At 72.6% G+C, this 25,571-nt stretch carries 24 protein-coding genes; 8 read left to right on the forward strand and 16 right to left on the reverse strand.

Annotated elements, in window-relative coordinates:
• Positions 1-42: 42 nt before the first annotated feature.
• The 3 genes from ABZ459_RS03080 to ABZ459_RS03090 are packed head-to-tail and all read right to left on the reverse strand — an operon-like array spanning position 43 to position 4,975.
• Entirely contained in the window at positions 43-2,502 is a 2,460-nt protein-coding gene (locus ABZ459_RS03080; RefSeq protein ID WP_357965090.1) for a polynucleotide kinase-phosphatase, read from the reverse strand.
• Positions 2,486-4,018: a 3' terminal RNA ribose 2'-O-methyltransferase Hen1 gene (locus ABZ459_RS03085; protein ID WP_357965093.1), complete on the reverse strand. Its 1,533-nt coding sequence runs from the start codon at positions 4,016-4,018 to the stop codon at positions 2,486-2,488. The genes ABZ459_RS03080 and ABZ459_RS03085 overlap by 17 nt, the downstream gene beginning before the upstream one ends.
• Before the next feature lie 42 nt (positions 4,019-4,060).
• Positions 4,061-4,975 carry an LLM class F420-dependent oxidoreductase gene (locus ABZ459_RS03090; protein WP_357965096.1) on the reverse strand — a complete coding sequence of 305 codons (915 nt, stop codon included), beginning with the start codon at positions 4,973-4,975 and terminating at the stop codon, positions 4,061-4,063.
• Between the two features lie 119 nt (positions 4,976-5,094).
• On the opposite strand from ABZ459_RS03090, the gene ABZ459_RS03095 reads away from it, so the two are divergent.
• The 4 genes from ABZ459_RS03095 to ABZ459_RS03110 are packed head-to-tail and all read left to right on the forward strand — an operon-like array spanning position 5,095 to position 8,943.
• A complete protein-coding gene (locus tag ABZ459_RS03095) occupies positions 5,095-6,093 on the forward strand; it encodes a hypothetical protein (protein ID WP_357965098.1) in 999 nt (332 codons plus the stop codon).
• A 38-nt stretch (positions 6,094-6,131) separates the two neighbouring features.
• Positions 6,132-7,250: a histidine kinase gene (locus ABZ459_RS03100; protein ID WP_357965101.1), complete on the forward strand. Its 1,119-nt coding sequence runs from the start codon at positions 6,132-6,134 to the stop codon at positions 7,248-7,250.
• Positions 7,247-8,347 carry a histidine kinase gene (locus tag ABZ459_RS03105; protein WP_357965103.1) on the forward strand — a complete coding sequence of 367 codons (1,101 nt, stop codon included), beginning with the start codon at positions 7,247-7,249 and terminating at the stop codon, positions 8,345-8,347. Before ABZ459_RS03100 ends, ABZ459_RS03105 begins: the two co-directional genes overlap by 4 nt.
• Positions 8,344-8,943: a response regulator transcription factor gene (locus ABZ459_RS03110; RefSeq protein ID WP_125646369.1), complete on the forward strand. Its 600-nt coding sequence runs from the start codon at positions 8,344-8,346 to the stop codon at positions 8,941-8,943. The genes ABZ459_RS03105 and ABZ459_RS03110 overlap by 4 nt, the downstream gene beginning before the upstream one ends.
• 17 nt (positions 8,944-8,960) lie before the next feature.
• Here ABZ459_RS03110 and ABZ459_RS03115 read toward each other — a convergent pair whose 3' ends face one another.
• From ABZ459_RS03115 to ABZ459_RS03125, 3 genes are all read right to left on the reverse strand, one after another.
• Positions 8,961-10,103 carry a DUF418 domain-containing protein gene (locus ABZ459_RS03115; RefSeq protein WP_357965106.1) on the reverse strand — a complete coding sequence of 381 codons (1,143 nt, stop codon included), beginning with the start codon at positions 10,101-10,103 and terminating at the stop codon, positions 8,961-8,963.
• Between the two features lie 69 nt (positions 10,104-10,172).
• Complete coding sequence (locus ABZ459_RS03120; protein WP_357965109.1) at positions 10,173-10,580, reverse strand: STAS domain-containing protein; 408 nt, start codon at positions 10,578-10,580, stop codon at positions 10,173-10,175.
• A gap of 65 nt (positions 10,581-10,645) precedes the next feature.
• The gene (locus ABZ459_RS03125; RefSeq protein WP_357965112.1) at positions 10,646-11,896 is read right to left on the reverse strand and encodes a class I SAM-dependent RNA methyltransferase; all 1,251 of its coding nucleotides are present in this window, start codon (positions 11,894-11,896) and stop codon (positions 10,646-10,648) included.
• A 97-nt stretch (positions 11,897-11,993) separates the two neighbouring features.
• On the opposite strand from ABZ459_RS03125, the gene ABZ459_RS03130 reads away from it, so the two are divergent.
• Positions 11,994-13,634, forward strand: a complete 1,641-nt coding sequence (locus tag ABZ459_RS03130) for an alpha/beta-hydrolase family protein (protein WP_357965115.1) — start codon at positions 11,994-11,996, stop codon at positions 13,632-13,634.
• Here the strand turns inward: ABZ459_RS03130 and ABZ459_RS03135 are convergent.
• Positions 13,621-15,666 carry an APC family permease gene (locus ABZ459_RS03135; protein WP_357965118.1) on the reverse strand — a complete coding sequence of 682 codons (2,046 nt, stop codon included), beginning with the start codon at positions 15,664-15,666 and terminating at the stop codon, positions 13,621-13,623. The two genes, ABZ459_RS03130 and ABZ459_RS03135, sit on opposite strands and share 14 nt — an antisense overlap.
• 101 nt (positions 15,667-15,767) lie before the next feature.
• Here ABZ459_RS03135 and ABZ459_RS03140 point away from each other — a divergent pair, with 101 nt between their 5' ends.
• The 3 genes from ABZ459_RS03140 to ABZ459_RS03150 are packed head-to-tail and all read left to right on the forward strand — an operon-like array spanning position 15,768 to position 17,508.
• Positions 15,768-16,433 carry a TrkA family potassium uptake protein gene (locus ABZ459_RS03140; protein WP_357965120.1) on the forward strand — a complete coding sequence of 222 codons (666 nt, stop codon included), beginning with the start codon at positions 15,768-15,770 and terminating at the stop codon, positions 16,431-16,433.
• On the forward strand, positions 16,433-17,092 hold the full coding sequence (locus tag ABZ459_RS03145) for a TrkA family potassium uptake protein (RefSeq protein WP_357965123.1): 660 nt from the start codon (positions 16,433-16,435) through the stop codon (positions 17,090-17,092). The genes ABZ459_RS03140 and ABZ459_RS03145 overlap by 1 nt, the downstream gene beginning before the upstream one ends.
• Before the next feature lie 8 nt (positions 17,093-17,100).
• Entirely contained in the window at positions 17,101-17,508 is a 408-nt protein-coding gene (locus ABZ459_RS03150) for a TIGR03668 family PPOX class F420-dependent oxidoreductase (RefSeq protein ID WP_357965126.1), read from the forward strand.
• Here the strand turns inward: ABZ459_RS03150 and ABZ459_RS03155 are convergent.
• From ABZ459_RS03155 to valS, 9 genes are all read right to left on the reverse strand, one after another.
• Positions 17,474-17,956, reverse strand: coding sequence for an NUDIX domain-containing protein (locus tag ABZ459_RS03155; protein ID WP_357965129.1), 483 nt, complete (start codon positions 17,954-17,956; stop codon positions 17,474-17,476). The two genes, ABZ459_RS03150 and ABZ459_RS03155, sit on opposite strands and share 35 nt — an antisense overlap.
• A gap of 254 nt (positions 17,957-18,210) precedes the next feature.
• Positions 18,211-18,771 carry a Uma2 family endonuclease gene (locus tag ABZ459_RS03160; RefSeq protein WP_357965134.1) on the reverse strand — a complete coding sequence of 187 codons (561 nt, stop codon included), beginning with the start codon at positions 18,769-18,771 and terminating at the stop codon, positions 18,211-18,213.
• A 3-nt stretch (positions 18,772-18,774) separates the two neighbouring features.
• Entirely contained in the window at positions 18,775-19,446 is a 672-nt protein-coding gene (locus tag ABZ459_RS03165) for a DUF3159 domain-containing protein (protein ID WP_357965137.1), read from the reverse strand.
• Between the two features lie 4 nt (positions 19,447-19,450).
• A complete protein-coding gene (locus ABZ459_RS03170) occupies positions 19,451-19,837 on the reverse strand; it encodes an OB-fold nucleic acid binding domain-containing protein (RefSeq protein WP_352324045.1) in 387 nt (128 codons plus the stop codon).
• A 102-nt stretch (positions 19,838-19,939) separates the two neighbouring features.
• Complete coding sequence (locus ABZ459_RS03175; protein WP_357965139.1) at positions 19,940-20,578, reverse strand: DUF3710 domain-containing protein; 639 nt, start codon at positions 20,576-20,578, stop codon at positions 19,940-19,942.
• A 59-nt stretch (positions 20,579-20,637) separates the two neighbouring features.
• On the reverse strand, positions 20,638-21,078 hold the full coding sequence (gene dut / locus ABZ459_RS03180; RefSeq protein ID WP_352324043.1) for a dUTP diphosphatase: 441 nt from the start codon (positions 21,076-21,078) through the stop codon (positions 20,638-20,640).
• Positions 21,075-21,629 (reverse strand): PaaI family thioesterase, encoded by a 555-nt coding sequence (locus tag ABZ459_RS03185; RefSeq protein ID WP_357965142.1) that lies wholly within the window; start codon positions 21,627-21,629, stop codon positions 21,075-21,077. The genes dut and ABZ459_RS03185 overlap by 4 nt, the downstream gene beginning before the upstream one ends.
• 93 nt (positions 21,630-21,722) lie before the next feature.
• Complete coding sequence (locus tag ABZ459_RS03190; protein ID WP_357965144.1) at positions 21,723-22,916, reverse strand: AI-2E family transporter; 1,194 nt, start codon at positions 22,914-22,916, stop codon at positions 21,723-21,725.
• 110 nt (positions 22,917-23,026) lie between these two features.
• On the reverse strand, positions 23,027-25,504 hold the full coding sequence (valS, locus tag ABZ459_RS03195; RefSeq protein ID WP_357965147.1) for a valine--tRNA ligase: 2,478 nt from the start codon (positions 25,502-25,504) through the stop codon (positions 23,027-23,029).
• Between the last annotated feature and the right edge of the window lie 67 nt (positions 25,505-25,571).

Consider the following 25,571-nt stretch of genomic DNA (forward strand, 5'->3'; position numbering starts at 1 on the left):
ACATTCTCCTTCGAAAGGACGGGCTCCCTCACGGGGACGGGGTCACAGGCGCGGGTCCACCGGCTCGGACTCCAGGGCGAGCACCGCGAAGACCGGCTCGTGCACCCGCCAGCCCGCCTCCCCGTCCGCCAGTCGCGACAGCGCCTCCAGGCCGAGGGCGTACTCGCGCAGCGCGAGCGAGCGCTTCTTGCCCAGGAAACGGCGGCGCAGCACGTCGAGGGACTCGGTGTAGTCGGGCCCGTAGATGATCCGCAGGTACTCCCGGCCGCGCACCTTCACGCCGGGCTGCACCCGGCCGGGCACATACGTGGCCGGCTTGACCACCATGCCCTCTCCCCCGGCGGCGGTCAGCGCCTCCCACCACGCGGTGGCCGCGGCCCTGGACTCCGGCGAGTCAAGCGTGACCGACACGTTCCTGGTCGGCGCGATCAGCGGCGAGTCGAGCAGCGCCAGCGTGGACAGGTGCCAGGCGTGCGGCTCCAGCGCCGTGGCCCGCCCCTCGCAGGCCAGGATCTGGAACGGCGCCAGCCTGATCCCGTCGAGCCCGTCCACCGGCCAGCAGTAGCGCGCATAGGCGTCGCGGAACAGGGCGGCGTTCTCGGAGCGGCGTCGGGTGCGGGTCAGCAACCCGCCCACATCCAGCCCGCGTCCGGCCGCCGCTTCCAGAGCCGTGACGGCCTCGGGCAGCGCGGCCCGCGCGGCGGCGCCGACGGAGGCGTACTGCGACCTGATCAGCTCGCCCGCCTTGGCCGACCAGGGCAGCAGCTCGCAGTCGAGCACGACCCAGTCGGAGCGCAGCTCCTCCCACAGCGGCTCGCAGGCCGCGCGCACCGCCTCGACCAGCGGCGTCATGTCCCGGAAGAACGGCCGCCCGGTACGCGTGAAGACCGCGCCCGTGCTGCCGTCGGCCACGCCGAACCGGGCCGCGGCGACCTCGGGCGTCCTGGCCAGCACGGCGACGGCCCGCGAGCCCATGTGCTTCTCCTCGCACACGACCTCGCTCACCCCCGCCGCGGCGAACTCCTCGAACGCCTCGTGCGGGTGCTCCAGGTAGCCGTCGAGCCTGGACGTCTCCGGCGGCGCCATCGTCGGCGGCAGGTAGACCAGCCAGCTCGGGTCGACCGCGAACCGGCTCATGACCTCCAGCGCGGCGGCCGCGTTCTGCTCGAGCACCTTGACCCGGCCGCCGAAGCGGGTCTCGACGTGCCGGGTGCCGATCACGTCGCCGACGTCGAGCATGCCGGGCTCGCGGGCGGGGTCGCCGAGCGGCTTGGCCGGCTCGTACCAGACCTGCTCGGCCGGCACCTGGACGATCTCGCGCTCGGGGTAGCGCAGCGCGGTCAGGTGGCCGCCGAAGACGCAGCCGGTGTCCAGGCAGATCGTGTTGTTGACCCACTCGGGGGTGACCGTGGGCGTGTGGCCGTAGACGACCATGGCCCGGCCGCGGTACTCGTCGGCCCACGGGTAGCGGACCGGCAGGCCGTACTCGTCGGTCTCGCCGGTGGTGTCGCCGTACAGGGCGAAGGCGCGTACGCGCTTGGAGGCGCGGCCGTGGTAGGACTCCTTCAGCCCGGCGTGCGCGACGACGAGCCGGCCGCCGTCCAGGCGGTAGTGGCTGAGCAGGCCGTCCATGAACGTCCGGGCCCGCTCGGCGAACTCGGGCGGCCCGGCGGCGAGCTGGTCCAGCGACTCGCGCAGGCCGTGGGCGACGGTGACCTTGCGGCCGTTCAGCGCGCGCACGAGCTTCTGCTCGTGGTTGCCGGCCACGCAGATCGCGGTGCCCGCCTCGACCATGTCCATGACCAGGCGCAGCACGCCCGGCGTGTCGGGCCCGCGGTCGACCAGGTCGCCGACGAACACGGCGGTGCGGCCCTCGGGGTGGGTCAGGCCCTGCCAGCCGAGCTCGGCCAGCAGCGTCTCCAGCTCCGAGCGGCAGCCGTGCACGTCGCCGATGATGTCGAACGGGCCGGTCAGCTCGGTCCGGTCCGACCACGCCTTCTCGTAGGTGATCTCGGCGTTGTCGATCTCCTCCTGGCCGCGCAGCACGTGCACCCGCCGGAAGCCGTCTGCGGAGATCTTGGACAGCGAGCGGCGCAGCTCCTTGCGCTGGCGGATCACCACGCCGGGGCCGAAGTCGCGGTCGGGACGCGCGGCGTTGCGCTCGATCGCCACCTCCTCCGGCGTGTCCAGCACGATGGCGTCGGCCAGCACGTCGTGCTTCCTGGCCAGCTCGATGAGGCTCTTGCGGGCGGGGTACTGGACGTTGGTGGCGTCCACGACGGTGAACAGCCCCCTGGCCAGGCGGACGCCGACGATGTGGTGCAGCAGGTCGAACGCCGCCGGCGTGGCGGCCTGGTCGTTCTCGTCGTCGGACACCAGGCCGCGGCAGAAGTCGGAGGAGATGACCTGCGTGGGCTTGAAGTGGCGGCGCGCGAAGGTGGACTTGCCGCTGCCGGAGACGCCGACGAGCACCACGAGGGACAGCTCAGGAACGCTGATCACGGGTGAAGACTCCCATCTGGGTGGGCGGGCCGACCTCGGGGTCGTCCTCGCCGACGGGTTCGACGGCGACGTGGTAGCCGTACTGGGCGGCCACCCGGCCGGCCCAGGCGGCGAACTCGGCCCGCGTCCACTCGAAGCGGTGGTCGGGGTGGCGCAGGCCGGTCAGGAACTCGTAGCGCACGTTGTGCTCGATGTTGGGGGTGGTGACGAGCACGTGGCTGGGGCGGGCGCGGCCGAACACGACGCGTTCGAGCGCGGCCAGGCGCGGCGGGTCGACGTGCTCGACGACCTCCATGAGCACGGCGGCGTCGTAGCCCGCCAGGCGCTTGTCGGTGTAGGTGAGCGCGCCCTGGAACAGCGTGAGCCGGGCCCGCTTGCTGTCGGGCATGCGGTCCAGGCGCAGCTTGCGGGCGGCGATGGTGAGCGCCAGGGAGGAGACGTCCATGCCGGCGACGCGCGCGAACCTGGGCCTGGCCAGCAGCGCGGCGACCAGCTCGCCCTGCCCGCAGCCCAGGTCGATCACGCTGACCGCGCCGAGGTCTTCGAGCCTGCGCAGCACGGCCTCGCGCCGCAGCGTGTTGAGCGGCCGCGCCTTCCGCGCCGCGCCCGCCTCCTGGGCCCCGCCTTCCGGTACGTCACCCTGGGCGGCGGCTTCCGCGGCGCCTTCGGCGACGGCTTCGGCGGCGGCCTCGGCTTCGGCGACGGCGGCCTCGTCGGCCGCGGTCTCCCCGGCGGGAGCCTCCTCGGCGAGCGCCGGCTCCAGCTCCTCCTCGGTCTCGTCGCCCAGCTCGGCCAGCCTGGTCAGCGCGGTGCGGGCCAGCGCCCAGCGCCGCCCGAAGTAACGCCGGGCGATCAGGCCGCGCTCCGGATGCCCGCCGAGCCAGCCCGCCCCCGCCCTGACCAGCTTGTCGATCTCGTCGGAGGCCATCCAGTAGTGCTTGCCGTCGTCGAGCACGGGGAGCAGCACGTAGAGGTGGTTGAGCGCGTCGGCCAGCAGCACGGTGCCGCGCAGGGTGAGCCGCACGTACCGGGACTCGCCCCACTCGGGGAAACCCTCGTCGAGCGGCAGCGTCCGCGCCTCCACCGCCCACCCCAGCGGCTCGAACAGCCGCCGGGCCAGTTCAGGGCCGCCCCGGCAGGGCAGCGCGGGCAGCCGGATCTCCAGCGGCAGCGGGGTGCCCGGCAGCTCGGGGCGGGCCTTGCAGCGGCCCGCCCGCGCGGTGCGGAAGACGTCGGCGAGCGCGACGGCCAGCAACGACGAGGCCGCGTACGGGCGGTCGTTGACGTACTGCGACAGGCTGAAGTCGGGCGAGTTCCGGCCGCGCGAGCGGACCAGCGCGATCGGGTCGACCTCCAGCAGGAGGGCCGCCGTGCAGCGCTCCTCGCCCGCCTCCGGGTAGAACACCGTGGCCGTGCCGAACGACTGGCCGAACTCCTGCACGCGCTCGGGATGCTTGTGCAGGAGGAAGCCCAGGTCGGTGGCCGGCGCGGCGGTGGTCGTGATCGTCAGCAGCACGTCCCAAGTGTGCCGTAGCCGGACGAAGCGCCGCCAACGGAATTACACGTGCGGCAACACCTCGGCGGCGATGAGCTCCAGGTGCTCCAGGTCGGCCAGGTCGAGGACCTGGAGGTAGACCCGCTCGGCCCCGAGCTTGGCGAAGGCGCCCAGCTTGGCCAGCACCTCGTCGGGGGTGCCGCACAGGCCGCCCTCGCGCAGCAGGGCGGGGTCCTGGCCGATGGCGGCGGCGCGCCGCTCGATCTCGGCCTGGTCGGCGCCCACGACGACGGTCTGCGCCGCCGACAGGATCAGGCCGCGGCCCGCCTCGTCGGCCGCCTCCCGCACCCGCGTGAACGCCTGCCCGGTGTCGGCCAGGGTGCGGAACGGCACGTTGTACTCGTCGGCGTAGGTGGCCGCCAGCCGGGGCGTGCGCTTGGCGCCGAAGCCGCCGATGATCACCGGCGGCCGGGGCCGCTGGACCGGCTTGGGCAGCGCCGGCGAGTCGACCAGCCGGTAGTAGCGGCCCTCGAAGGAGTAGGAGTCCTTCGCCGTCCACAGGCCGGTGACGATCTCCAGCTGCTCCTCGAAGCGGCCGAACCGCTCGCCGAGCGGCGGGAACGGGATGCCGTACGCGGAATGCTCCCCGTCGAACCAGCCGGTGCCGAAACCCAGCTCGACCCGGCCGCCGCTCATCTGGTCGACCTGGGCCACGCTGATCGCCAGCGGGCCGGGCAGCCGGAACGTGGCCGGCGTCACCAGCGTGCCGAGCCTGATCGTGGAGGTCTCCCTGGCCAGGGCGCCGAGCGTCACCCAGGCGTCGGTGGAGCCGGCGCCGGGGTCGCCGGGGCCGATGCGCTGGTAGTGGTCGGACCGGAAGAAGGCGTCGAACCCCAGGCGTTCCGCGGCCTGGGCGACGGCGAGCAGGTCGTCATAGGTGGCGCCCTGCTGGGGCTCGGTGAAGATCCGCAGCTTCATGAGGCTCATTATCCGCCCACATCGGACGGCGACCGGAAAAGCCCCGCGCCGTCCGGCGAACGCTTGCTACCTTCACCAGCAACCGCTGAAAGTAGCCGATCGATCACGATGGGTGGCATATGTCGCGGAAAGCAAGAGAGTCCGGCACGCTCCCCCGCCCGCTGGCGGTGCTCGCCGCGCTCGTGCTCGCCGGAGCCACGGGCCTGGCGATCCGGATGTTGCCCGCGGGCGCCGAGCCCGCGCCGCCGTCCCGCGCCGCCCCCGCCCGCTTCGCGCCGCCGGAGCGGCCGGTGGCGGTCCAGCGGCCGCCGGGTTCGTTCGTGGGGTTCGTCGACACCGCCCGCGACCCGGGGTTCGACCTGGCGGCCGAGTCGCGCGGCACCGGCGTCGCCCGGTACGCGCTCGGCCATCTCGTCGCGGACGGCGACGGCTGCCTCGTCCGGTGGGCCGGGCCGCCGCGGCCCGAAGGCGACCCGGTGGCCGCCGGGCTCGGGCGGCTGCGGGCGGCGGGCGGCGACGCCTTCCCGGTGTTCGGCGGGCCCGGCGGGGACGACCCGGCCGTCACGTGCACCAGGTCAGGTGGCCTGGCCACCGCCTACCGCAAGGCGGTCGGCGCGTTCGGGGCCGCCGCGGCGGGGTTCGAGATCCGCGACGCCGGCACGGCCGCCGCGCTGCGCAGGGCACGGGCGCTGCGCGCCCTGCAAGGGGAACGGCCGCTGCGGGTCTTCTTCACCCTGCGCCTGACACCGGACGGGCTCGACGCGGCCGACCTGGCGGTGCTGCGCGCGACCCGGCGGGAGGGCGTCCGGGTGGACGCCGTCGAGCTGCTGGCCGAGATGGAGCCGCGTACCGGGTCTCAGGGACGGCTGCGCAGGCTGGGATCGGCCGTGCGGGCGGCGGCCGGGCAGCTCGCGCGGGCCAACGGTCTGCCCGGCGAGGATCAGGTGTGGGAGCGGCTCGCCCTGACCCCGGTGCTCGCCAGGGCCGGCGATCTGGACGGGGCGGAGGCCCGCAAGTTGTCGGAGTACGCCGTCCGGCACGGGCTGGCCTGGTTGTCGCTGCGCGGCGCATCCCCCAAACCGGAAATATCCCGCATTCTCTGGAAGACCCACTCCTGACATAGGATTTTCTCCGAATCCAGGGGGTGGGGGAGACGATGGCGAGCCGTGCCGAGAGCGCGCGCAAGATCCTCATCTACTGGATGGACGCCATGATCACCCTCCTGGGCCTGGTGTTCGTGGCCCTCGTCCTCATCTACACCACGCGCGGCCTGATGGGCGTCCCGCAGGCGCTGCTCGCGATCGCCTTCCTGGCGGGCCAGTTCACGCTGTTCCCCTCCATGCTGCGGGCCGCCTTCGACGACCGCCCGCGGCCCACGGCGAAGCTGCTGCTGTCCGGGGTGTGCGCGGCCGGCTCGGTGCTGCTGCTGCCGCACGACGAGATGGCGAGCACGGCCACCTGGCTGGAGACCGGCGTCCTGTGGGTGTCGGTGGTCGCGTTCTACCTGCCGCTGTGGGCCACGGCCTGCCTGGGCGCCGCCGTGACCGTCCTGGTCAGCGCGTACGTCGTGCTGATCACCGACCGGTCCTGGGCCGGCACGCTGATCCCCGAGGCGGCCAGTTGCGCGCTCATGGTCGCGGCCATGCTGCTGTGGCGCTGGCTGTGGTGGACGATCAGGGACGCCAACGACGGCCAGGAGGCCAAGGCGCGCCTGGCCATCGCCGAGGAGCGCCTGCGCTTCGCCCGCGACCTGCACGACCTGCTCGGCCGCAGCCTGTCGGTGATCACGCTGAAGAGCGAGCTGGCGGCCAAGTTGTCGACCAAGGACCAGGCCAGGGCCCTCGCCGAGATGGACGAGGTGCGCAGGCTGGCCCACGGCTCGCTGGCCGAGGTGCAACTGGCCGTCGACGGCTACCACACGCTCGACCTGGACACCGAGCTGGCCGGCGTACGGACGGCGCTGGAGGCGGCCGGCGCCCGCTGCCTGATCGAGACCAGGGCCGGCGACCTGTCCCCCGCCGGGCGCGCGCTGCTGGCGTGGGTCGTGCGCGAGGGCGGCACGAACGTGCTCAAGCACAGCTCGGCCACCACCTGCGCGATCACGATCGAGGGCGGCGTGCTGGAGATGCGCAACGACGGCGTGAAAGACCTCTACGCGGCCCCGGGCAGCGGCCTGCGCGGCCTGTCGGAGCGCCTGACCACGGCGGGCGGCTCGCTCTCGGCCGCCCCGACGCCCACCGGCGAGTTCCTGCTGCGCGCGGCGGTGCCCGCGTGAGGCGGCCGACCCGGCTGGACAAGGTCCGCTGGCTGATCGTCTACTCCACCGACATCATCCTGCTGGTGTCCGCGACCGGCTTCTACAACCTGTACCTCCTCGGGCAGAGCGTCGATCTGCCCCGGCAGGTGTTCGTGGCCGCCGGCGTGCTGCTGCTGGTCTTCATGGCGCTGGCCACGCGGCCGTTCCGGATCGCCGTGCGCGGCGGCCCCCGCCCGACGGCGCTGCTGGCCGTCTCCGGGGTGCTCGCCCTGGTCCTCGCGGCCGGCACGATCCTGTACACCGTGCCGGTGTGGCTGGCGATGCTGGCCCCCTTCGTCCGCCGCCGGACGATCGTCACGTTGTCGGTCGGCTGGATCGCCGTCCTCGTCCTCGTGCTCGCGCTGACCATGGGCCTGCCCGTGGAGATGTTGTCGGCGGTCGCGGTCCTGACCGTGTTCACCGGGATCGGCGTGGGCGGCGTGCTGGCGAACCTGTGGTTGTGGCGGGTGGCCAAGGAGGCGCACGAAGGGCAGGAGGCCAGGTCGAGGCTGGCCGTCTCGGAGGAACGGCTGCGCTTCGCCCGTGACCTCAACGACCTGCTCGGGCAGAGCCTCGCCGACGTCTCGGCCAGGACCGCCCGCGCCGCCGACTCGCTGCCCGGTGACCCGGCCGCCGCCGAGCGGGCCATGTTCGAGGTGCGCGACCTGGCCAGGCGGTCGCTGCGCGAGGTGCGGGCCGTGGTGCAGAACTACCGGGCGCTCGACCTGGACGAGGTGCTGTCTAGCGTCCGGGCGGTGCTGGAGGCGGCCGAGGTCCGCTGCACGGTACGGGCCGACACCACGGCGCTGGCCCCGGAGGCGCGCACCCTGCTCGCCACCGTCGTCCGCGAGGGCGCCACCAACGTGCTCAAGCACAGCAAGGCCGAACGCTGCACGATCACGATCGAGAACGGGGTCCTGGAGATGTCCAACGACGGGGTGAGCGGCCCGGTGGGCGAGCACGCGGCCAACGGGCTGGCGGGCCTGGCCGAACGGGTCGGCGCGGCGGGCGGCGTGCTGCGGGCCGAGCCGACGTCCGACGGCGGCTACCTGCTGCGCGCGGCGGTGCCGGCATGACCACCCGCGTGCTGCTCGCCGACGACGAGCACCTGATCCGCGGCGCGATCGCCGCCCTGCTCGACCTGGAGGACGGCATCGAGGTCGTGGCCCAGGTGGGCCGGGGCGACGAGGTCGTGGACGCGGTCGCCGAACACCGCCCCGACGTGGCCGTGCTGGACATCGAGATGCCCGGCATGGACGGCCTGAGCGCCGCCGAGCGGATCAGCGCGCAGTGCAAGATCGTCATCCTGACCAGCCTGGGCCGCCCCGGCTACCTGCGCAGGGCGATGGCCGCCGGCGTGAGCGGCTTCCTGGGCAAGGACGCCTCCGCCGAGGAGCTGGCGATGGCGATCCGCAAGGTCATGGCCGGCGGCCGTTACCTGGACGCCGAGCTGGCCGCCGCCGCGATGGCCGCCGGCGACAGCCCGCTGACCGAACGGGAGCGCGACGCGCTGCGCCTGGCGGGCGACGGGGCGACGATCTCCAGGATCGCCGGCGAGCTCCACCTCACCGAGGGCACGGTGCGCAACTACCTGTCCAGCGCCATGACCAAGCTCAACGCCCAGAACCGGCTGGAGGCGATCCGCACCGCCCAGCGCATGGGCTGGCTCTGACCTCGGCGCCAGTGACCTCAGCGCCAGTTGGTGACCCGGCGCAGCACGTACTCCACCGGGCCGTGGCGGTGGGTGCGCAGCCAGCGTGCGCTCGCCCACACGAGCACCGTGTAGATCACCAGGGCGACGCCCATCACCGCGATCGGCGACAGCCTACCCGCGAGCGCGAGGCCGTACCCGGTGAAGACCAGGGCGATGAGCAGCGACTGGCCGACGTAGTTGGAGGCGGCCACCCGTCCCGGCGCGGCCAGGACGCGGCCCGCCGCCGGGAAGCGGCCGATCAGCCGGAGCAGGGTGGCGACGTAGGCGGCGGCCAGCAGGATCGAGGTGAGCGTGTTGACCGCGCCGCCGAGCAGCTCGACCGCGCCGGTCCGGCCGGACGTCCAGGCGTACAGCAGGCCGCCGGGCAGGCCGACGCCGAAGCCGGCCCACTGGACGCGGGACAGCAGGCGGGGCCGGCGCCCGACGTCCTCCAGCAGCCTGGACTTGCCGGCCGCGAGCCCGAACAGGAACATGGCCAGCGCGGTCGGCCCCTGGAAGAGCCAGATCATGGCCACGAGCGGCGGATAGAGCTCGGTCTGCATCGTCAGGAAGTCCAGCGGACCGCCGGTGGCCAGGCCCAGCACGCGGGCGGCCGCCGCCGGGTCGGCCGCGACGGGCTGCCCGGCGGCCGGGTCGAGGGTGGACAGCCAGGCGAGGGCCAGCCAGAGCAGGGTCAGCGCGCCGATGATCGAGGAGCCGGCGATGACGGCCGTCCTGGGTCTGAGCCCGCGCAGGGCCAGCAGGACCACGCCGAGCGCGGCGTACAGGGTGAGGATGTCGCCGATCCACAGCAGCAGGCCGTGGGCCAGCCCGATGACGAACAGGGCCAGGCAGCGGCGCAACGTCCTGGCCCGTACGCTCGCCCCCGCCCGCTCGGCCGCCCGCATCTGCAGCGTGAAGGAGTACCCGAACAGGAACGAGAAGATGATGTAGAACTTCGTCAGCACGAAGGCCGTGATCGCCAGAGCCACGGGCCCGTCGGGGATGGGCATGGCGCCCGACAGCGCATATCCCGGGTCGGCCAGGAAGCCGATGTTCGCGACCAGGATGCCCGCCAGCGCGAACCCGCGGACGGCGTCGACCTCCTGAACGCGCCCGGCGAGGGTGGTTTGCGTCATGCCCCGACGCTAGGGACGCCTGCCCGCGCGGCGCGTCCGTCCTTGGTCTGGGCGGGCGTGACCAAAGGCTCAGCCGGGCGGATCGGCCGCGGCGGCGGCCACGGCGGCGTCGGCCGTGGGGTAGACCGGCAGGTGCGCGTCGACCCCGGTGATCTCCAGCAGCCGGGCGGGGGCGCCCTGCGGGGCCGCGAGGTAGACCCGCGCGTCGTGCGTGCGCGCCTCCTGGTGGCAGGCGAGCAGGGCGTGCAGCCCCGAGCTGTCCATGAACGTCATCGCGCTCAGGTCGAACACCACGTGATCGGCCGGACGCGCCCTGGCCTGCCGGACGTGCTCCCGTAATCGCGCGTGGTTGGTGGCGTCGACCTCACCGCACACCTCGATCACGGTCACGCCGGGCAGATGCCGATGGCTCATCGTCAGCGGCGTCATCGGCGGCCTGTCCGATCCTGGACGGCCCGCGCCTCCGGAGGCGACCATGGATGCACGATAGACAGCTTCACCCGCCCGGGGTTCCGGCAAACCGTCACGATGAGGTCACGCCTTCAGCGCCTCACCAGCAGCGCCACGCACTCGACGTGGTGGGTCATCGGGAAGGCGTCGAAGGCGCGCAGGTCGGTCAGCTCGTAGCCCAGCTCGCCCAGCCACTTGAGGTCTCTGGCCAGCGTCGCCGGGTCGCAGGAGACGTAGACGATGCGCAGCGCCTCCAGCCCCGCGACGCGCTCCACCACCTCGCGCCCGAGGCCCGACCGCGGCGGGTCGACCACCACGAGGTCGGCGCGCTCGATCTGGAACCGGTCGAGCGCCTCCTCGACCCGGCCCCGCTCGACCCTGGCCTGCGGCAGGTCGCGCAGGTTGGCGCGGGCGTCGCGGACGGCCGCCGCGTCGGACTCCAGCCCGAACACCGCGCCCTCCGGCCCGACCGCCTCGGCCAGCCCGGCCGCGAACAGGCCGACCCCGCAGTAGAGGTCGAGCGCCCACTCCCCCGGCTCTGGCGCGGCGTAGGCCAGCACCGCGTCGAGCAGCGTCTCGGCCGCCCCCGGGTGCACCTGCCAGAAGCCGCTGCCCGCGACCCGGAACTCGCGGTCGCCCACGTGCTCGTGGAGCACGCCGGAGCCGCGGCGCGGCACCGTGCGGCCCTTGCCCTGGTCGAGCAGGATCGAGGCGGGCGCGTCGAGCTCGGGCACGCTCACGCTGCGCCGCGGGCGCGGCGAGACCACCACGGCACGGTCGCCGCCGGCGGAGGCGATGACCTCGATGCCGGCCGCGCCGGGCCACTCGTGGTCTTCGGCGGCGACCGCCTCGACCTCGGGGTGGGCGATCAGGCAGGCGTCGACGACCTCGATCTCGTGCGAGCGGTGCCGGCGGAAGCCCAGCTCGCCGGCGGGCGTGGCGGCGAACTGCACGCGGGTGCGCCAGCCGAGCCCGTCCTTCGCGCCGGGCACCTCCTCCACGACGACCTCGCGCTCGATGCCCGCCAGCCGGTGCAGCTGCTCGGCCACGACCTGGGCCTTGAGCCGGCGCTGCGCCTCGAGCGTGGCGTGCTGCCAGTCGCAGCCGCCGCAGCGGCCGGGGCCGGCGTACTGGCAGGGCGGGACGACGCGGTCGGGCGAGGGCTCCAGGATCTCCACGGCGTCGGCGCGCAAGAACCGGCTGGTCTCCTCGGTCACGTCGGCGATCACCCGTTCGCCGGGCAGCGCGTGCCGGACGAAGACCACCCGCCCTTCATGGCGTGCCACACACCAGCCGCCATGCGCGACCGGACCGACCGTCAGCTCCAGAGATGCCTGTTCCACACCCCCACCCTATGGTGAGCCGCCACGGGCGACGTCCTCGTGCCCCGCCCGGCGCCCCGGACGCCCACTTTCCGGACTTGAGTCACTACTGTGGGTGATGATGGACAGAAGTCGGGTGGTGCGCCGGCGGCTCGGATTCGGGGGCACGCTGCTGGCCGTGCTGTTCGCCTGCGCCTCGCTGACGCCCTCGCTGCTGCCGCGCACGTGGCTGTTCCAGGGTGTGATGGGCGCGGTCACCGGCATCCTCGGCTACGGCGTGGGGGCCGCGGCAGGCGCGCTGGGGCGGGCGGCGATCCCGTACCGGCTGCCGGAGCGGGGGCGGCGGGCCGCCTGGCAGATCATGGTCGGCGGCTGCTCGGGGCTGACCGTCGTGGCCCTCTGGTACAGCATCGACTGGCAGCGCGACGTGCGGGCGCTCATGGGCATGGACACCCGGATCACCTGGTTCCCGCCGGTGATCCTGGCGGTGGCGGTCACGCTCTTCGTGCTGTGCCTGCTGCTGGCCCGTCTCGTCCGCCTGGCCGGGCGCAAGCTGATCGACTGGCTCGACCGGTACGTCCCCGCCTACGTGGGGCACATCGCCGGCGTGCTGATCGTCGCCTCGGTGGTCGCGGTGTTCGCCGACGACGTGCTGTTCTCGGGGTTCCTCAACACGATGAGCGACGTCTCCTCGGTCACCAACGAGGGCACCCATCCGGGCGTGCGCAGGCCGGGCTCGGCCAAGGTGTCCGGCGGGCCGGGGTCGCTGGTGCCCTGGGACACCCTGGGCCGCGAGGGCCGCCGCTTCACCGGCACCGCCTCCACGGTCGCCGAGCTGACCGCCTTCTCCGGCCGGCCGGCGACCGAGCCCATCCGCGTGTACGTCGGCCTCGGCGCCACCTCCTCACCCCGCCAGCAGGCCGCGGTGGCCGTACGGGAGCTGGAACGGACGGGCGGCTTCGGCCGCCCGGTGCTCGCGGTGCTCGGCACCACCGGCACCGGCTGGGTCGACCAGCACATCGCCGACTCGCTGGAGTTCATGTACAACGGCGACACCGCCATGGTCGCGGTGCAGTACTCCTACCTGCCGAGCTGGGTGTCGTTCCTGGCCGACCGGCACAAGGCGGCGGCCGCAGGGCGGGCCCTGTTCGAGGCGGTGCGCGCCAGGTGGGACCGGCTCCCGCCCGGCCACCGCCCCCGGCTGCTGGTCGCCGGCGAGAGCCTCGGCTCCTACGAGCTGGAGAACGCCTTCCGCGACCTGACCGACCTGGTCGCCCGGACTGACGGCGCGCTGTTCGTCGGCCCGCCCAACGCCAACCACATCTGGGACCGCCTCACCACCCACCGCGACCCCGGCACCCCCGTCTGGCGGCCGGTCTACCAGGGCGGCAGGACGGCGCGCTTCGCCCAGTACCCGACCGACCTGTGGCGTCCCCGGAGCCCGTGGCTCTCCCCACGCGTGGTCTACCTGCAGAACGCCACCGACCCGGTCGTGTGGTGGTCGCCCACGCTGATCTACCACCGGCCCGCCTGGCTGGAGGGCACGCGGGGGCCCGGGGTGAACCCGCAGATGAACTGGTTCCCGCTGGTGACGTTCTGGCAGGTGCTGGTGGACATGACGGCGGCGATGTCCGTGCCGCCCGGCCACGGCCACCGCTACGGCGCCAACATCGTGGACGGGTGGGCCGCCGTCGCCGCGCCGCGGGGCTGGACGGCGTCCGACACGTGGCGGCTGCGGGCGCTGGTCAGCGCGCCTTGATCTGCCCCTCGTCCTTGACGGTCTGGTGCCAGGGGCGGCGCACCGCGCCCGGCGCGTACGGCTCGGGCCGGCCCTTGAGCCGGTCGGAGGAGTGGAGCTGCCAGGGCACGCTGGTCACCATGACGCCCGGCTTGAACAGCAGCCTGGCCTTCAGCCGCAGCGCGCTCTGGTTGTGCAGCAGGTGCTCCCACCAGTGGCCGACGACGTACTCGGGGATGAAGACGGTGACCACGTCGCGCGGCGAGCGGCGGCGCAGGGTCTTGACGTAGTCGAGGATGGGCTGGGTGATCTCGCGGTAGGGCGAGTCGAGCATCTTGAGCGGCACCGGGATGCCGCGCCGCTCCCACTCCTCCTGCAGCTGGCGCGCCTCCTCGCCCTCGACGCCGACCGTGATCGCCTCCAGCGAGGAGGGCCGGGTGGCGCGGGCGTAGGCGAGCGCCCGCATGGTCGGCTTGTGGATCTTGGAGACCAGCACGATCGCGTGGTTGCGGGCCGGCAGCATGGCGGGCTCGTAGTCGTCGGTGATCTCCAGCTCGGCCGCGACCTTGTCGTAGTGGCGGCGGATGCCCTTCATCATGAGGAACAGCACCGGCATCGCGATCACCACGATCCACGCCCCGACCAGGAACTTGGTCAGCAGCACGACGATCAGCACCAGGCCGGTCATGATGGCGCCGAAGAAGTTGATCACGCGGGAGCGGTGCATCTGGTGGCGGATCTGGCGGTCGGTCTCCGTCCTCAGATGACGGGTCCAGTGGATGACCATGCCGGTCTGGCTGAGCGTGAAGGAGACGAACACGCCGACGATGTAGAGGTTGAGCAGGCGGCTGACGTCGGCCTGGAAGCCCCACAGCAGCAGGCAGGCGCCGAGGGCCAGGATGATGATGCCGTTGGAGAAGGCCAGCCGGTCGCCGCGGGTGTGGAGCTGGCGCGGCAGGTAGCGGTCCTGGGCGAGGATCGAGCCGAGCACGGGGAAGCCGTTGAAGGCGGTGTTCGCGGCAAGGAACAGGATGAGCGCGGTCACCGCGGAGATCACCACGAACGGCAGCGAGCCGCCGCCGAACACCGCGTCGGCCACCTGCGAGATGATCGGCTGCTGGTAGTAGCCCTCGCCGACCGGGGTGCCGTCGGGCCTGAGCAGGTCGTGGGCGACGACGCTCGGCTCGGCCACCCGCACGCCCGAGGCGAGGCCGAGCGCGATGATGCCGCCGAACATGGTGATCGCGACCAGGCCCATCATGAGCAGCGTCGTGGCGGCGTTCTTGCTCTTGGGCTTGCGGAAGGCGGGCACGCCGTTGCTGATGGCCTCGACGCCGGTCAGCGCGGCGCAGCCGGAGGAGAAGGCGCGCAGGATCAGGAAGGCCGCGGCGAAGGAGGCCAGGTTCGTCTGCTCGGGCCGGATGGTGAACCCGGCGCTGGGCGCGTGCAACTCGTCGCCGAACACCAGCAGCCGGATGCCGCCCCAGGCGACCAGGCCGATCACCGCGAACATGAACGCGTACGTGGGGACGGCGAAGGCGGCGCCGGACTCGCGGATGCCGCGCAGGTTGACCACGGTGAGCAGGATCACGATGATGATGGCGATCGCGGGCCGGTGCTCGGCCACGAACGGGATGGTCGCGCCGACGTAGTCGACGCCGTTGGCCACCGACACGGCGACGGTCAGCACGTAGTCGACCATGAGGGCGCTGGCGACGGTGAGCCCCGCGTTCTTGCCGAGGTTGGTGGTGGCCACCTCGTAGTCGCCGCCGCCGCTCGGATAGGCGTGCACGTTCTGCCGGTACGACGCCACGACCGTGAGCATCACCACCACGACGGCGACGGCGATCCACGGGCTGTAGGAATAGAACGAGACGCCCGCCAGCGACAGGATGACCAGAATCTCCTGCGGTGCGTAGGCCACCGAGGACAGCGCGTCACTGGCGAAGACCGGCAGGGCGATGCGTTTGGGCAGGAGTTGCTCATGGAGCTGCCCGCTTCGCAGGGCACGTCCCACGAGCACGCGTTTGACAAGATCCGTTACCTTCGCCACGTAACGAGATGCTAGCCGCATGCCGATGCCCTAAACGCGGCGCTCCCCCATCGGGCCATACTGGTGTCGAGCAACCGGCCGACCGCGAAGTGCGGGGGAGTATGCATATTGTGATCATGGGATGCGGCAGGGTCGGTTCGACCCTCGCCCACATCCTCGAGGACAGCGGCCATTCCGTCGCCATCATCGACCGTGACCCGCAGGCGTTCCGCCGCCTGCGCGCGGGGTTCCGGGGGCGGCGGGTGACCGGCGTCGGCTTCGATCGCGACGTGCTCACCGAGGCCGGCATCGAGTCGGCGGCCGCCTACGTCGCCGTCTCCAGCGGCGACAACTCCAACATCATCTCCGCGCGGGTGGCCCGCGAGACGTTCGGCGTCGACAACGTGGTGGCCCGCATCTACGACCCCCGGCGGGCCGAGGTCTACCAGCGGCTGGGCATCCCCACGGTGGCCACCGTCCGCTGGACGGCCGACCAGATCCTGCGCCGCATCCTCCCCGAGGGCGCCGAGCCGCTGTGGCGCGACCCCACGGGCACGGTCGTGCTGGCCGAGGTGTCCGCCAACCCGGCCTGGATCGCCACCCGCGTCGTCGACCTGGAGAGCCGGGCCCACGCCCGGGTGGCCTTCATCAACCGCATGGGCGAGGCCCTGACCATCACGGACGAGACCGTGGTGCAGGAGGGCGACCTGCTCCATGTCATCGCGGCCGAGAACGACATGGACCGGATCAACAAGGTGCTCGCCGCGGCGCCGGAACAGGACGACTGATGCGCATCGCCATCGCCGGCGCGGGCGCCGTGGGCCGTTCCATCGCCGCCGAGCTGCTGGAGAACGGCCACGAGGTCCTGCTCATCGACGTCGACCCGCGCGCGATCAAGATCGACAGCGTGCCGCGCGCCGAGTGGCTGCTCGCCGACGCGTGCGAGATCGCCTCGCTCGACGAGGCCGGGCTCGGCAACTGCCACGTCGTGGTGGCCTCCTCCGGCGACGACAAGGTCAACCTCGTGGTGTCGCTGCTGGCCAAGACCGAGTACGGCGTGCCGCGCGTGGTGGCCCGCATCAACCACCCCAACAACGAGTGGCTGTTCAACGAGTCATGGGGCGTCGACGTCGCCGTCTCGACGCCGCGGCTGCTGAGCGCGCTGGTGGAGGAGGCGGTCAGCGTCGGCGACCTGGTGCGGCTGATGACCTTCCGCCAGGGCCAGGCCAACCTGGTCGAGCTGACGCTGGCCGACGACGCCCCGGTGGTGGGCCAGCGCGCCGGGTCGGTGCCGTGGCCGGTCGACTCCGCGCTGGTGGCGATCCTGCGCGAGGGCCGGGTGCTGGTGCCGACCGCCGACGACCCCCTGGAGGCCGGCGACGAGCTGCTGTTCGTGGCCAGCCAGGAGGTCGAGGAGGAGCTCGCCCGCCTGCTCTCGCAGCGCTGAGCCCGGTCATGGACGCCGGCCGCGCCCGGTCGTTGTTCGAGGGCGCCCGCGTCGCCCGCCTGGCGACGGCCGACGCGGCCGGGGTGCCGCGCGTGGTGCCCGTCACCTTCGCCGTCCTCGGCGACGACGTGGTCACCGCCGTCGACCACAAACCGAAGAGCACCCACGACCTGGCGCGGCTGCGCGACATCCGGGCGAACCCGCGGGTCAGCCTGCTCGCCGACCACTACGAGGACGACTGGGCCAGACTGTGGTGGGCGCGCGCCGACGGCACGGCGACCGTGCGCGAGGGCGGCCACGACGCCGCCCTGCGGGCGCTGGCCGACAAGTACGACCAGTACCGCCGGCGGCCGCCCGAAGGGCCGGTGATCGTGGTCGCGGTCAGTCGGTGGTCGGGGTGGGCGTACTCGGGATGAGCAGGTCGCGGTGGGCGGCCTGCAGGCCCTCGGGGAGGTCGTCGGCGGTCACCCAGCGGGCTTCGAGGATCTCCAGCGGGTCGATCCTGAGCGTGCCGCCGACGAGCAGGGCCTCGTAGGCCACCTCCGCCCGCAGCCCGAACCCGCTGCGCACCCGCAGCAGCCGGCCGGTGCGCACGCGCAGGCCGGTCTCCTCGTACACCTCGCGCTCGACCGTGCCCTCGAACGTCTCGCCCCGCCTGGCGAACCCGGTGGGGAAGCCCCACTGCCGCCCTTCCTGCCACAGACGGTGACGCAGCACGAGCACCCGGCCGTCGGGGTCGCGGACGAGGCCGGTGACGCCGACCATGAAGGTGGCATGGGTCAGCCACAACACCCGCCAGCGAAGCCGCCCGCCCAGCGCCTTCCACACCCGCGCCACCACCCAGCCCACCACATTCCCCCTCACCCCACCCAGGCTCCCACGCCCCCCGACCTCCCGCGCCCCCTCCAGTTCCGCCCGCAGCGCCGTCCCAGCGGCGGAAGCCGTCCTCGGAGTCGACGACCTGGCCCGTGATCCGGGCGGCCTGGTCCATGAGGAGCCGGCGCACCAGCCGGGCGGTCTCCTCCGGACGCCCCCACCGGCCCGCCGGCAATGGGTTCCCGACCTGGCGGGCCGGCTCCGGCCCGGGTTGACGCACTTGATCATGGCGGGTCAAGGGGTCAGAGGCGATGGATCCGGCTCAGGTCGACGTCCAGGTCGAAGGGGATGGCCAGCTTGAGCCTGTCGTGGTGGATGCCGGTGAGCGCGTAGGCACGGGTGGCGGGGTCGCGCTCGTAGACGTATACGACGGGCTCGCCGCCGTCGTCCTCGACCCGCCAGAAGTGCGGGATCCCGGCCGCCGCATAGAGAGCCGCCTTACGGTCCCGGGACTCCGCCGGGACGACCTCGGCGACCAGCAGCAGATCCTGGGCGAGGTAGAAGGTCTCGCCCCCGTCGTCACGCACCGCGCCCGCCCTGACCACGCTGACGTCCGGCTGCGGGCGCTGGCGGGCGCCCAGAACGACGCTCATCCCCCGCCGCACCCGGAACTCCGAGGGGACGGCCCGGCGAAGGCCGGCGACGAGCAGATCGACCGCGGTCGAGCGGAAGGACGACTGGGGGCCCGCGAAGACCAGCCTCCCGTCGATCAGCTCCGTACGCGCGGGCAGCTCAGGCAGACGGTCGAGGTCGTCCGCGACGAGACCCCCAGGCGGCGGGACGCCCCGCCCGTGCTCCGGCACGGGTCAGGCCGGGGCGACCGGGGGCTTGATGGGGGTGCGGCCGCGGCCGAGCAGCCAGAGCATCGCGGCCAGGGCCGCCACCTGCAGGGGCCAGCCCATCACGATCTTGGCGAAGCCGAGCGCGGCCACCGCCTCGTCACCGCCGCCGAACAGGTAGACCGGGCCCTGCACGGCCACCCGCACCACGCACGGCACCATGAGCAGCCAGGTCAGCCGCGTGCAGAGGCGGACGACGCCCGCGTCTCTGTGCCAGCCCACCGGGTCGTTGGTGACCGAGCCGATGAGGAACCCGACGACCGGCCAGCGGGTGACGATGGACACCAACATGCCCAGCGAGTACGCGCCGTTCCACAGGATGCCGGGCAGGAAGTAGTCTTTCGCGTTGCCGGTGCGGCTGGCGAAGAACGCGCCGATCGCGATGCCGATCAGGCTGTTGATCACGAACTGCGGCGTGGACCGCTGGACCACCCTGACCAGCAGGAGCAGCACCGCGAGCGAGATGCTGACGATGAGCGACGTCTTCAGGTCTTCGGTGACGATCCACGAGACCGTGAAGGCGATGGTCGGCACCGCGGCCTCGATGATGCCGCGGACGCCGCCGAAGGCCTTGGCGAGCTGGGCTCGCACCGCCGCCTCGACGGTCTCGTGCGCGGCCTCTTCCGCCTCAGCACTCACCTGATCAACTCCCTGGGCGCAGTTCGTATCGCGGATTGAACATCACCTTGCGCCCGTCCTGCATGCTGACCAGGCCCTCGGCCTTGACCGTGCGGCCCGGCTCGATGCCGACGATCTTGCGGCGGCCGAGCCACACCAGGTCGATCACGTCGGACCCGTCGTACAGCTCGGCCTCCAGGGCGGGGGCGCCGCCCCTCGGACGCAATGTCACCGTACGTAGCGTACCCGCTACACAGAACCTGCGGCGCCCGCCACACGACACGATGGGCGTCGCGCCGACCTCGTCGGCGTCTTCCCGCAGTTCCTGGGCCTCGATCTCCGACTGGGTCGTGGCCAGCCGGCTGAAGAAGCCGCGCAATCCCCCGCGTTTCGGAGGCTCTGCCGTACTCATGATGGTTCAGCCTATGTGATGGTAAGCCGTCAGCGAATAGCCGATGGGGGTCTTGGGAATGTCGCCGGGCTGGGCCGGGCGCGGGGCCCGGAGAGACAACGCTCAGCGGGTCTCGCTGATTTCCGGGCCGCGCTTGAAGGGGCTGAACGCCGGGCGTTCGTCCTGCTCGACGGCCTGCCGCTCGTGCGGACGGCTCAGCGTGATGGGCTCCTCGCGGGCCATCGGCTCGTTGCCGCGCACGACCACGACGTCCTTGACGAAGTCGATGAACGCCCCGCAGACGCGCTCGTCGAGGGCGCCGGGGCCGGTGATGGCGGCCAGGAGGAACCAGCGCGGGCCGTCGATGCCGATGTAGCGGGCCGCCCGGTTGCCGTCCTCCATGGCGACCTCGCCGGCCAGCTCGACGCCGAACGGGCCCTGCCGCTCCTCCAGGGTCTTGGCCTGGGCGACGATCTTGGCCCTGACCTCGTCCCACAGGCCGGCCGAGCGCGGCGCGGCCAGGGCCTGGAGCTGCAGCGAGCTGTCCTCGTACAGGACGACGACGCCGACGTGCTGGTCGCCGAGCGAGGCCAGGCGCACGTCGAAGTCGGGGTTGTGCGGCAGCCGCAGGCCGCCGAGGTCGATCCTGTCCGTGTCGGGGTGGGGCTCGTCGGCGTCCCACGGGCCGGACTCACGGGTGGGGGCCGCCGACTCCTGCTCGGCCACCGCTTCCGGCTGATCACGACGACGACGTCGGAACACGTTCCTCACTCTCCCTGTTCGCGGGGCCGGAGCCCCAGGCTTGCTTCGGGCCGGCCGCTTCAGCGGCCCGTCGATCCGAATCCGTTGGCGCCGCGCACCGAGCCGGGCAGGCGTTCGACCTCGTAGAAGGCCGCGCGTTCGACCCGCTGGACCACGAGCTGGGCCACCCGGTCGCCTCGCTGGAGGCGGAACGGCTCCTTGGCGTCGGTGTTGATCAGCGTCACCTTGATCTCGCCCCGGTAGCCCGCGTCGACCGTGCCGGGGGCGTTGACGAGCGTGACGCCGTGGCGGGCCGCCAGGCCGGAGCGCGGGTGCACGAACGCGGCGTAGCCGTCGGGCAGCGCGATCGCCACACCGGTGCCGACCACGGCCCGCTCGCCGGGCAGCAGCTCGACGTCCTCGGCCGCGTAGAGGTCGGCGCCGGCGTCGCCCGGGTGGGCGTAGGACGGCACCGGCAGCCCGGTGTCGAGCCGCTGGATGAGGACCTCCACGTCGCTCACGGGTTCACCTCGAAGTCCTGGTGTTCGGCGGCGATGGCCGCGAGGTCGCCGTGCTCAGCGAAGTGTTCCATGCTCACCTCGATGAACAGCGCCGCCGCGCGGACGGCGACCGGTCCGTCGGGGGCGCCGACGCGCCCCTCAGCCTCAAGGTACGCCTTCCTGCCCGTGATCCCGTTGCACCAGGCGCGCAGGTGGAGTGTCGTGCCCACGGGAACGGGGAGAAGGTAGTCGGTCTCCAGCCGGGCCGTCACATAGGGCTTGTGGAACAGGTAGACGGACATTCCGATGACCTCGTCCATCGCGGCGGCCAGCACGCCGCCGTGGGCGAGCATCGGCGCGCCCTGGTGGGCCTCCCCCACGGTGAACTCGGCCTCGACCGTGACGCCGTCGGGCGTGACCGCCTTCAGGTGCAGGCCGGTCGGGTGGTCGTCGCCGCAGCCGAAGCAGCGGCTGTAGTGGGAGCCGAGGGAGCTGCCCGGCGCCGGGGCGCCGGGATGGGCCGCGGGCGCCGAGGCGTCCGGCGGCGGGGTGGTGAGGGAGGAACGCGTCACGGGTGACGAGGTTACTCGCTGCGGCCCCCGGGCTCGCCCTCGACACCGGATCGGAACCACCCGGCCAGCCCCACGTCACCCCGCCGCGGGCGGCTACTCCGCCGGACGCACGACCTCGAACGGCGGCCCTTCCCCGGGACCCGCGCCCCCGGACGGGGGCTCGCCGGCGGGAGGGGCGCCTCCGGACGGCGGTTCCCCCGCCGGTGGCCCGTGGTGGGGCGGTGGCGGCAGGGCGGGCGGTTTGTGGCGCAGCTCCGGCAACGCCCGGTAGATCACCGCCGCGACCGGCACGGCCACGGCCGCTCCCGCGATGCCCGCCAGGATGCCGCCGACCGACAGCACCAGGATGATCGCCAGCGGGTGGAAGTTGAGCGCCCTGCCCACGATCAGCGGCTGGAGCACGTGGTTCTCCAACTGCTGCTCGACGATGAGGATGCCCAGGAAGATCAGCGCGTAGACCAGGCCCTTGGCGCCGAGGGTGACGAGGGTGGCGACGGTGCCGGCGAAGAAGATGCCGACGATGGGGATGAAGCTGGCGAAGAAGATCAGCACCGCCAGCGGCGCCCACAGCGGCACCCCCATGCCGGCCAGCACGATGCCCATGATGAGGCCGTGCACGGCGGCCACGGCCACGGTGCCCTGGACGTAGTGGGACAGCGTGGTCCAGGCCGCCCGGCCCGCCCGGTCGACCCGCGGCGACATCGAGCCGAAGGCGCGCAGGAACCACGACCAGATGCGGTCGCCGTCCTTGAGCAGGAAGAACGTCACGAACAGCAGCAGCACGATGGACGCGAGCACCTCGATCGCGACGGCGCTGGCCGACAACACCGTGCCGGTGATGGCGGTGCGCTGGGCGTTGACCATCGTGGCGATCTCGTCGACGTAGCCGGTGATCTGGGCCTGCTTCAGGTGCAGCGGGCCGGTGATCAGCCACTCCTGGACCGAGCGCGCGGTGGCCTGCACCTGCGTGACCAGGTTGGGGAACTCTTCGCTGGCCCGCGCCCCGACCAGCCAGCCGGTGCCGGCCAGGACGGCCAGCGCGACCAGCATGGTCAGCCAGGTGGCGTAGATGGGCCGCAGGCCCGCCCGCCGCAGGCTCTTGGTCAGCGGGAACAGCAGCGCGGTCAGCAGCAGGGCGATCGCCACGGGCAGCGCCACGAAGGTGAGCCGGGCGATCGCCTGGACGAAGAAGTAGACGACCACGCCGACGAGGATCAGGCACCCGCACCATGCGGCCATCTTGGCCAGCACGGGCGGTACGAGTGTGGTGGGGCGGTCGATCTGCACGTGTTCAAGACTGGCACGTCCGGGCCGGGGATGCGCACCGATAAAACGCCGGGATGCCGGACGGACGGCGAGGGAGGCGGCCCTCACCGCCCGTCACGGACGGCCACGCCTCAGCCCAGGTGCACCTCGACGGTCAACACGTCGCCGCCGTCGAGGACGAACTCCTCGACGACGCCCGCCGCGCACAGGTCGTCCTGGGCCTGCCGGACGAGATCGGCCTCCGGCCCCGAGACGGTCAGCCTGGACACCTCGGCCCGCATCGACAACTTGGCCTCCGACTTGGCCTTGCGCATCCGCCGCAGCACCTCCGAGGCCACGGTCAGCACCGCCGGGTCGCCCGTGCCGCGCTCGGGAGCCGGCCAGGCGGCGCGGTGGACCGAGCCCTCGCGCCACCAGGACCAGACCTCCTCGGTCACGAACGGCAGCACCGGCGCGAACAGCCGCAGCAGCACGTCGAGCGCCTGACGCAGCGCCGCGTGCGCCGAGGCGGCGGCCGGCCCGGACTCGTACGCCCGCGCCTTGACCAGCTCCAGGTAGTCGTCGCAGAAGGACCAGAAGAACCGCTCGACGGCCTCCAGCGCCCGGGTGTGGTCGTAGGACTCGAACGCCTGCGTGGCCTCGCGGGCCATGTCGGACAGGGCGGCGAGCATCGACAGGTCGACCGGCTCGGTGACCTCGCCCTCGCTGCCGGCCAGCCCGAGCACGAACTTCGAGGCGTTGAGGATCTTGATCGCCAGCCGCCGCCCGATCTTGAGCTGGCCCACGTCGAACGTGGTGTCCACGCCGTAGCGGCCGTTCGCCGCCCAGTAGCGGACGGCGTCGGAGCCGTGCTGCTCCAGCAGGTCGAGCGGGGTGACCACGTTGCCCTTGGACTTGGACATCTTCTTGCGGTCGGGGTCGAGGATCCAGCCGGAGATGGCCACGTCGCTCCACGGCAGGGCGTCGAACTCCAGGTGGGAGCGGACCACCGTCGAGAACAGCCAGGTGCGGATGATCTCGTGCGCCTGCGGCCGCAGGTCGTAGGGGGACACGCGCCGGTAGAGGTCGTCGTCGCTCGCCCAGCGGCCGGCGATCTGCGGCGTCAGGGACGAGGTCGCCCAGGTGTCCATGACGTCGGGGTCGGCCATGAACCCGCCGGGCACGCCCCGCTGCTCCTCGGTGTAGCCGGGCGGCACGTCGGAGGACGGGTCGACGGGCAGCGACTCCTCGGCGGGCAGGATCGGCGCGTCGTGGACCGGGTTGCCGGCCTCGTCCAGCGGATACCACACCGGGAACGGCACGCCGAAGAAGCGCTGGCGGGAGATCAGCCAGTCGCTGGTCAGGCCCTCGACCCAGTTGTCGTAGCGCACCCGCATGTGCGGCGGGTGCCAGACCAGCTCGCTGCCGCGCTCCAGCAGCCGGGCGCGCAGCGCCTGCTCGCGCCCGCCGTTGCGGATGTACCACTGGCGGGTGGTGACGATCTCCAGCGGCTTGTCGCCGCGCTCGTAGAACTTCACCGGGCGCTGCACCGGACGCGGGTCGCCGTCGAGGTCGCCGGACTCGCGCAGCAGCTCCACGATGCGCTCGCGCGCGCTGTGGACGGTCTTGCCGGCCAGCTCCTTGTACGGCTCCGGCTCCACGCCGTCGGGCGGCTCGGGCAGCAGCCGGCCGTCCCAGCCGATGACCGGCCGGGTGGGCAGGTGCAGCTCACGCCACCAGGTGACGTCGGTGACGTCGCCGAACGTGCAGATCATCGCGATGCCGGACCCCTTGTCGGGCTCGGCCAGGTGGTGGGCCAGGATCGGCACCTCGACGCCGAACAGCGGCGTGAGCGCGGACGTGCCGAACAGCGGCTTGTAGCGCTCGTCGTCGGGGTGGGCGACCAGGGCGACGCAGGCCGGGATCAGCTCGGGCCTGGTCGTCTCGATCCAGATCGGCCCGCGTTCGCCGTAGAAGGAGATGCGGTGGAAGGCGCCGGGCCACTCGCGGTCCTCCAGCTCGGCCTGGGCCACCGCGGTGCGGTAGGTGACGTCCCACAGCGTGGGCGCCTCGGCGAGGTAGGCCTCGCCGCGGCCGAGGTTGCGCAGGAACGCCCGCTGGGAGACCGCCTGCGACTCGTCGCTGATCGTGGTGTAGAGCAGGTTCCAGTCGACCGACAGGCCGACCCGGCGCCAGACCTCCTCGAACGCCTTCTCGTCGATGGCGGTGAGCTGGTGACACAGCTCGACGAAGTTGCGCCGCGAAATGGAGATCTCACGTTTGCCCGGCTTGTCCGGTGGAACGAAGTCGGGATCGTACGGCAGCGACGGATCGCAGCGCACCCCGTAGACGTTCTGCACCCGCCGTTCGGTAGGCAGGCCGTTGTCGTCCCAGCCGATGGGGTAGAACACCGACTTGCCGATCATCCGCTGGTAGCGGGCCATGATGTCGGTGTGGGTGAAGGAGAAGACATGACCGACGTGGAGGGAGCCGGACACGGTCGGCGGCGGCGTGTCGATGGAGTAGACCTGCTCGCGCGGCTTGGACCGGTCGAAGCGGTAGGTGCCCTCCTCCTGCCAGCGAGCTACCCATACCTGCTCCAAGCCGTCGAGGGTCGGCTTTTCCGGCATGGATGCATGGCGTAGTCGCTGTTGAGTCATGCCTCCTTATGGTACGGCTTCGGGGGGCCGGCCAGCG

The organism is Nonomuraea sp. NPDC005692 (assembly GCF_040631115.1).
Classification (GTDB): Bacteria; Actinomycetota; Actinomycetes; order Streptosporangiales; family Streptosporangiaceae; genus Nonomuraea.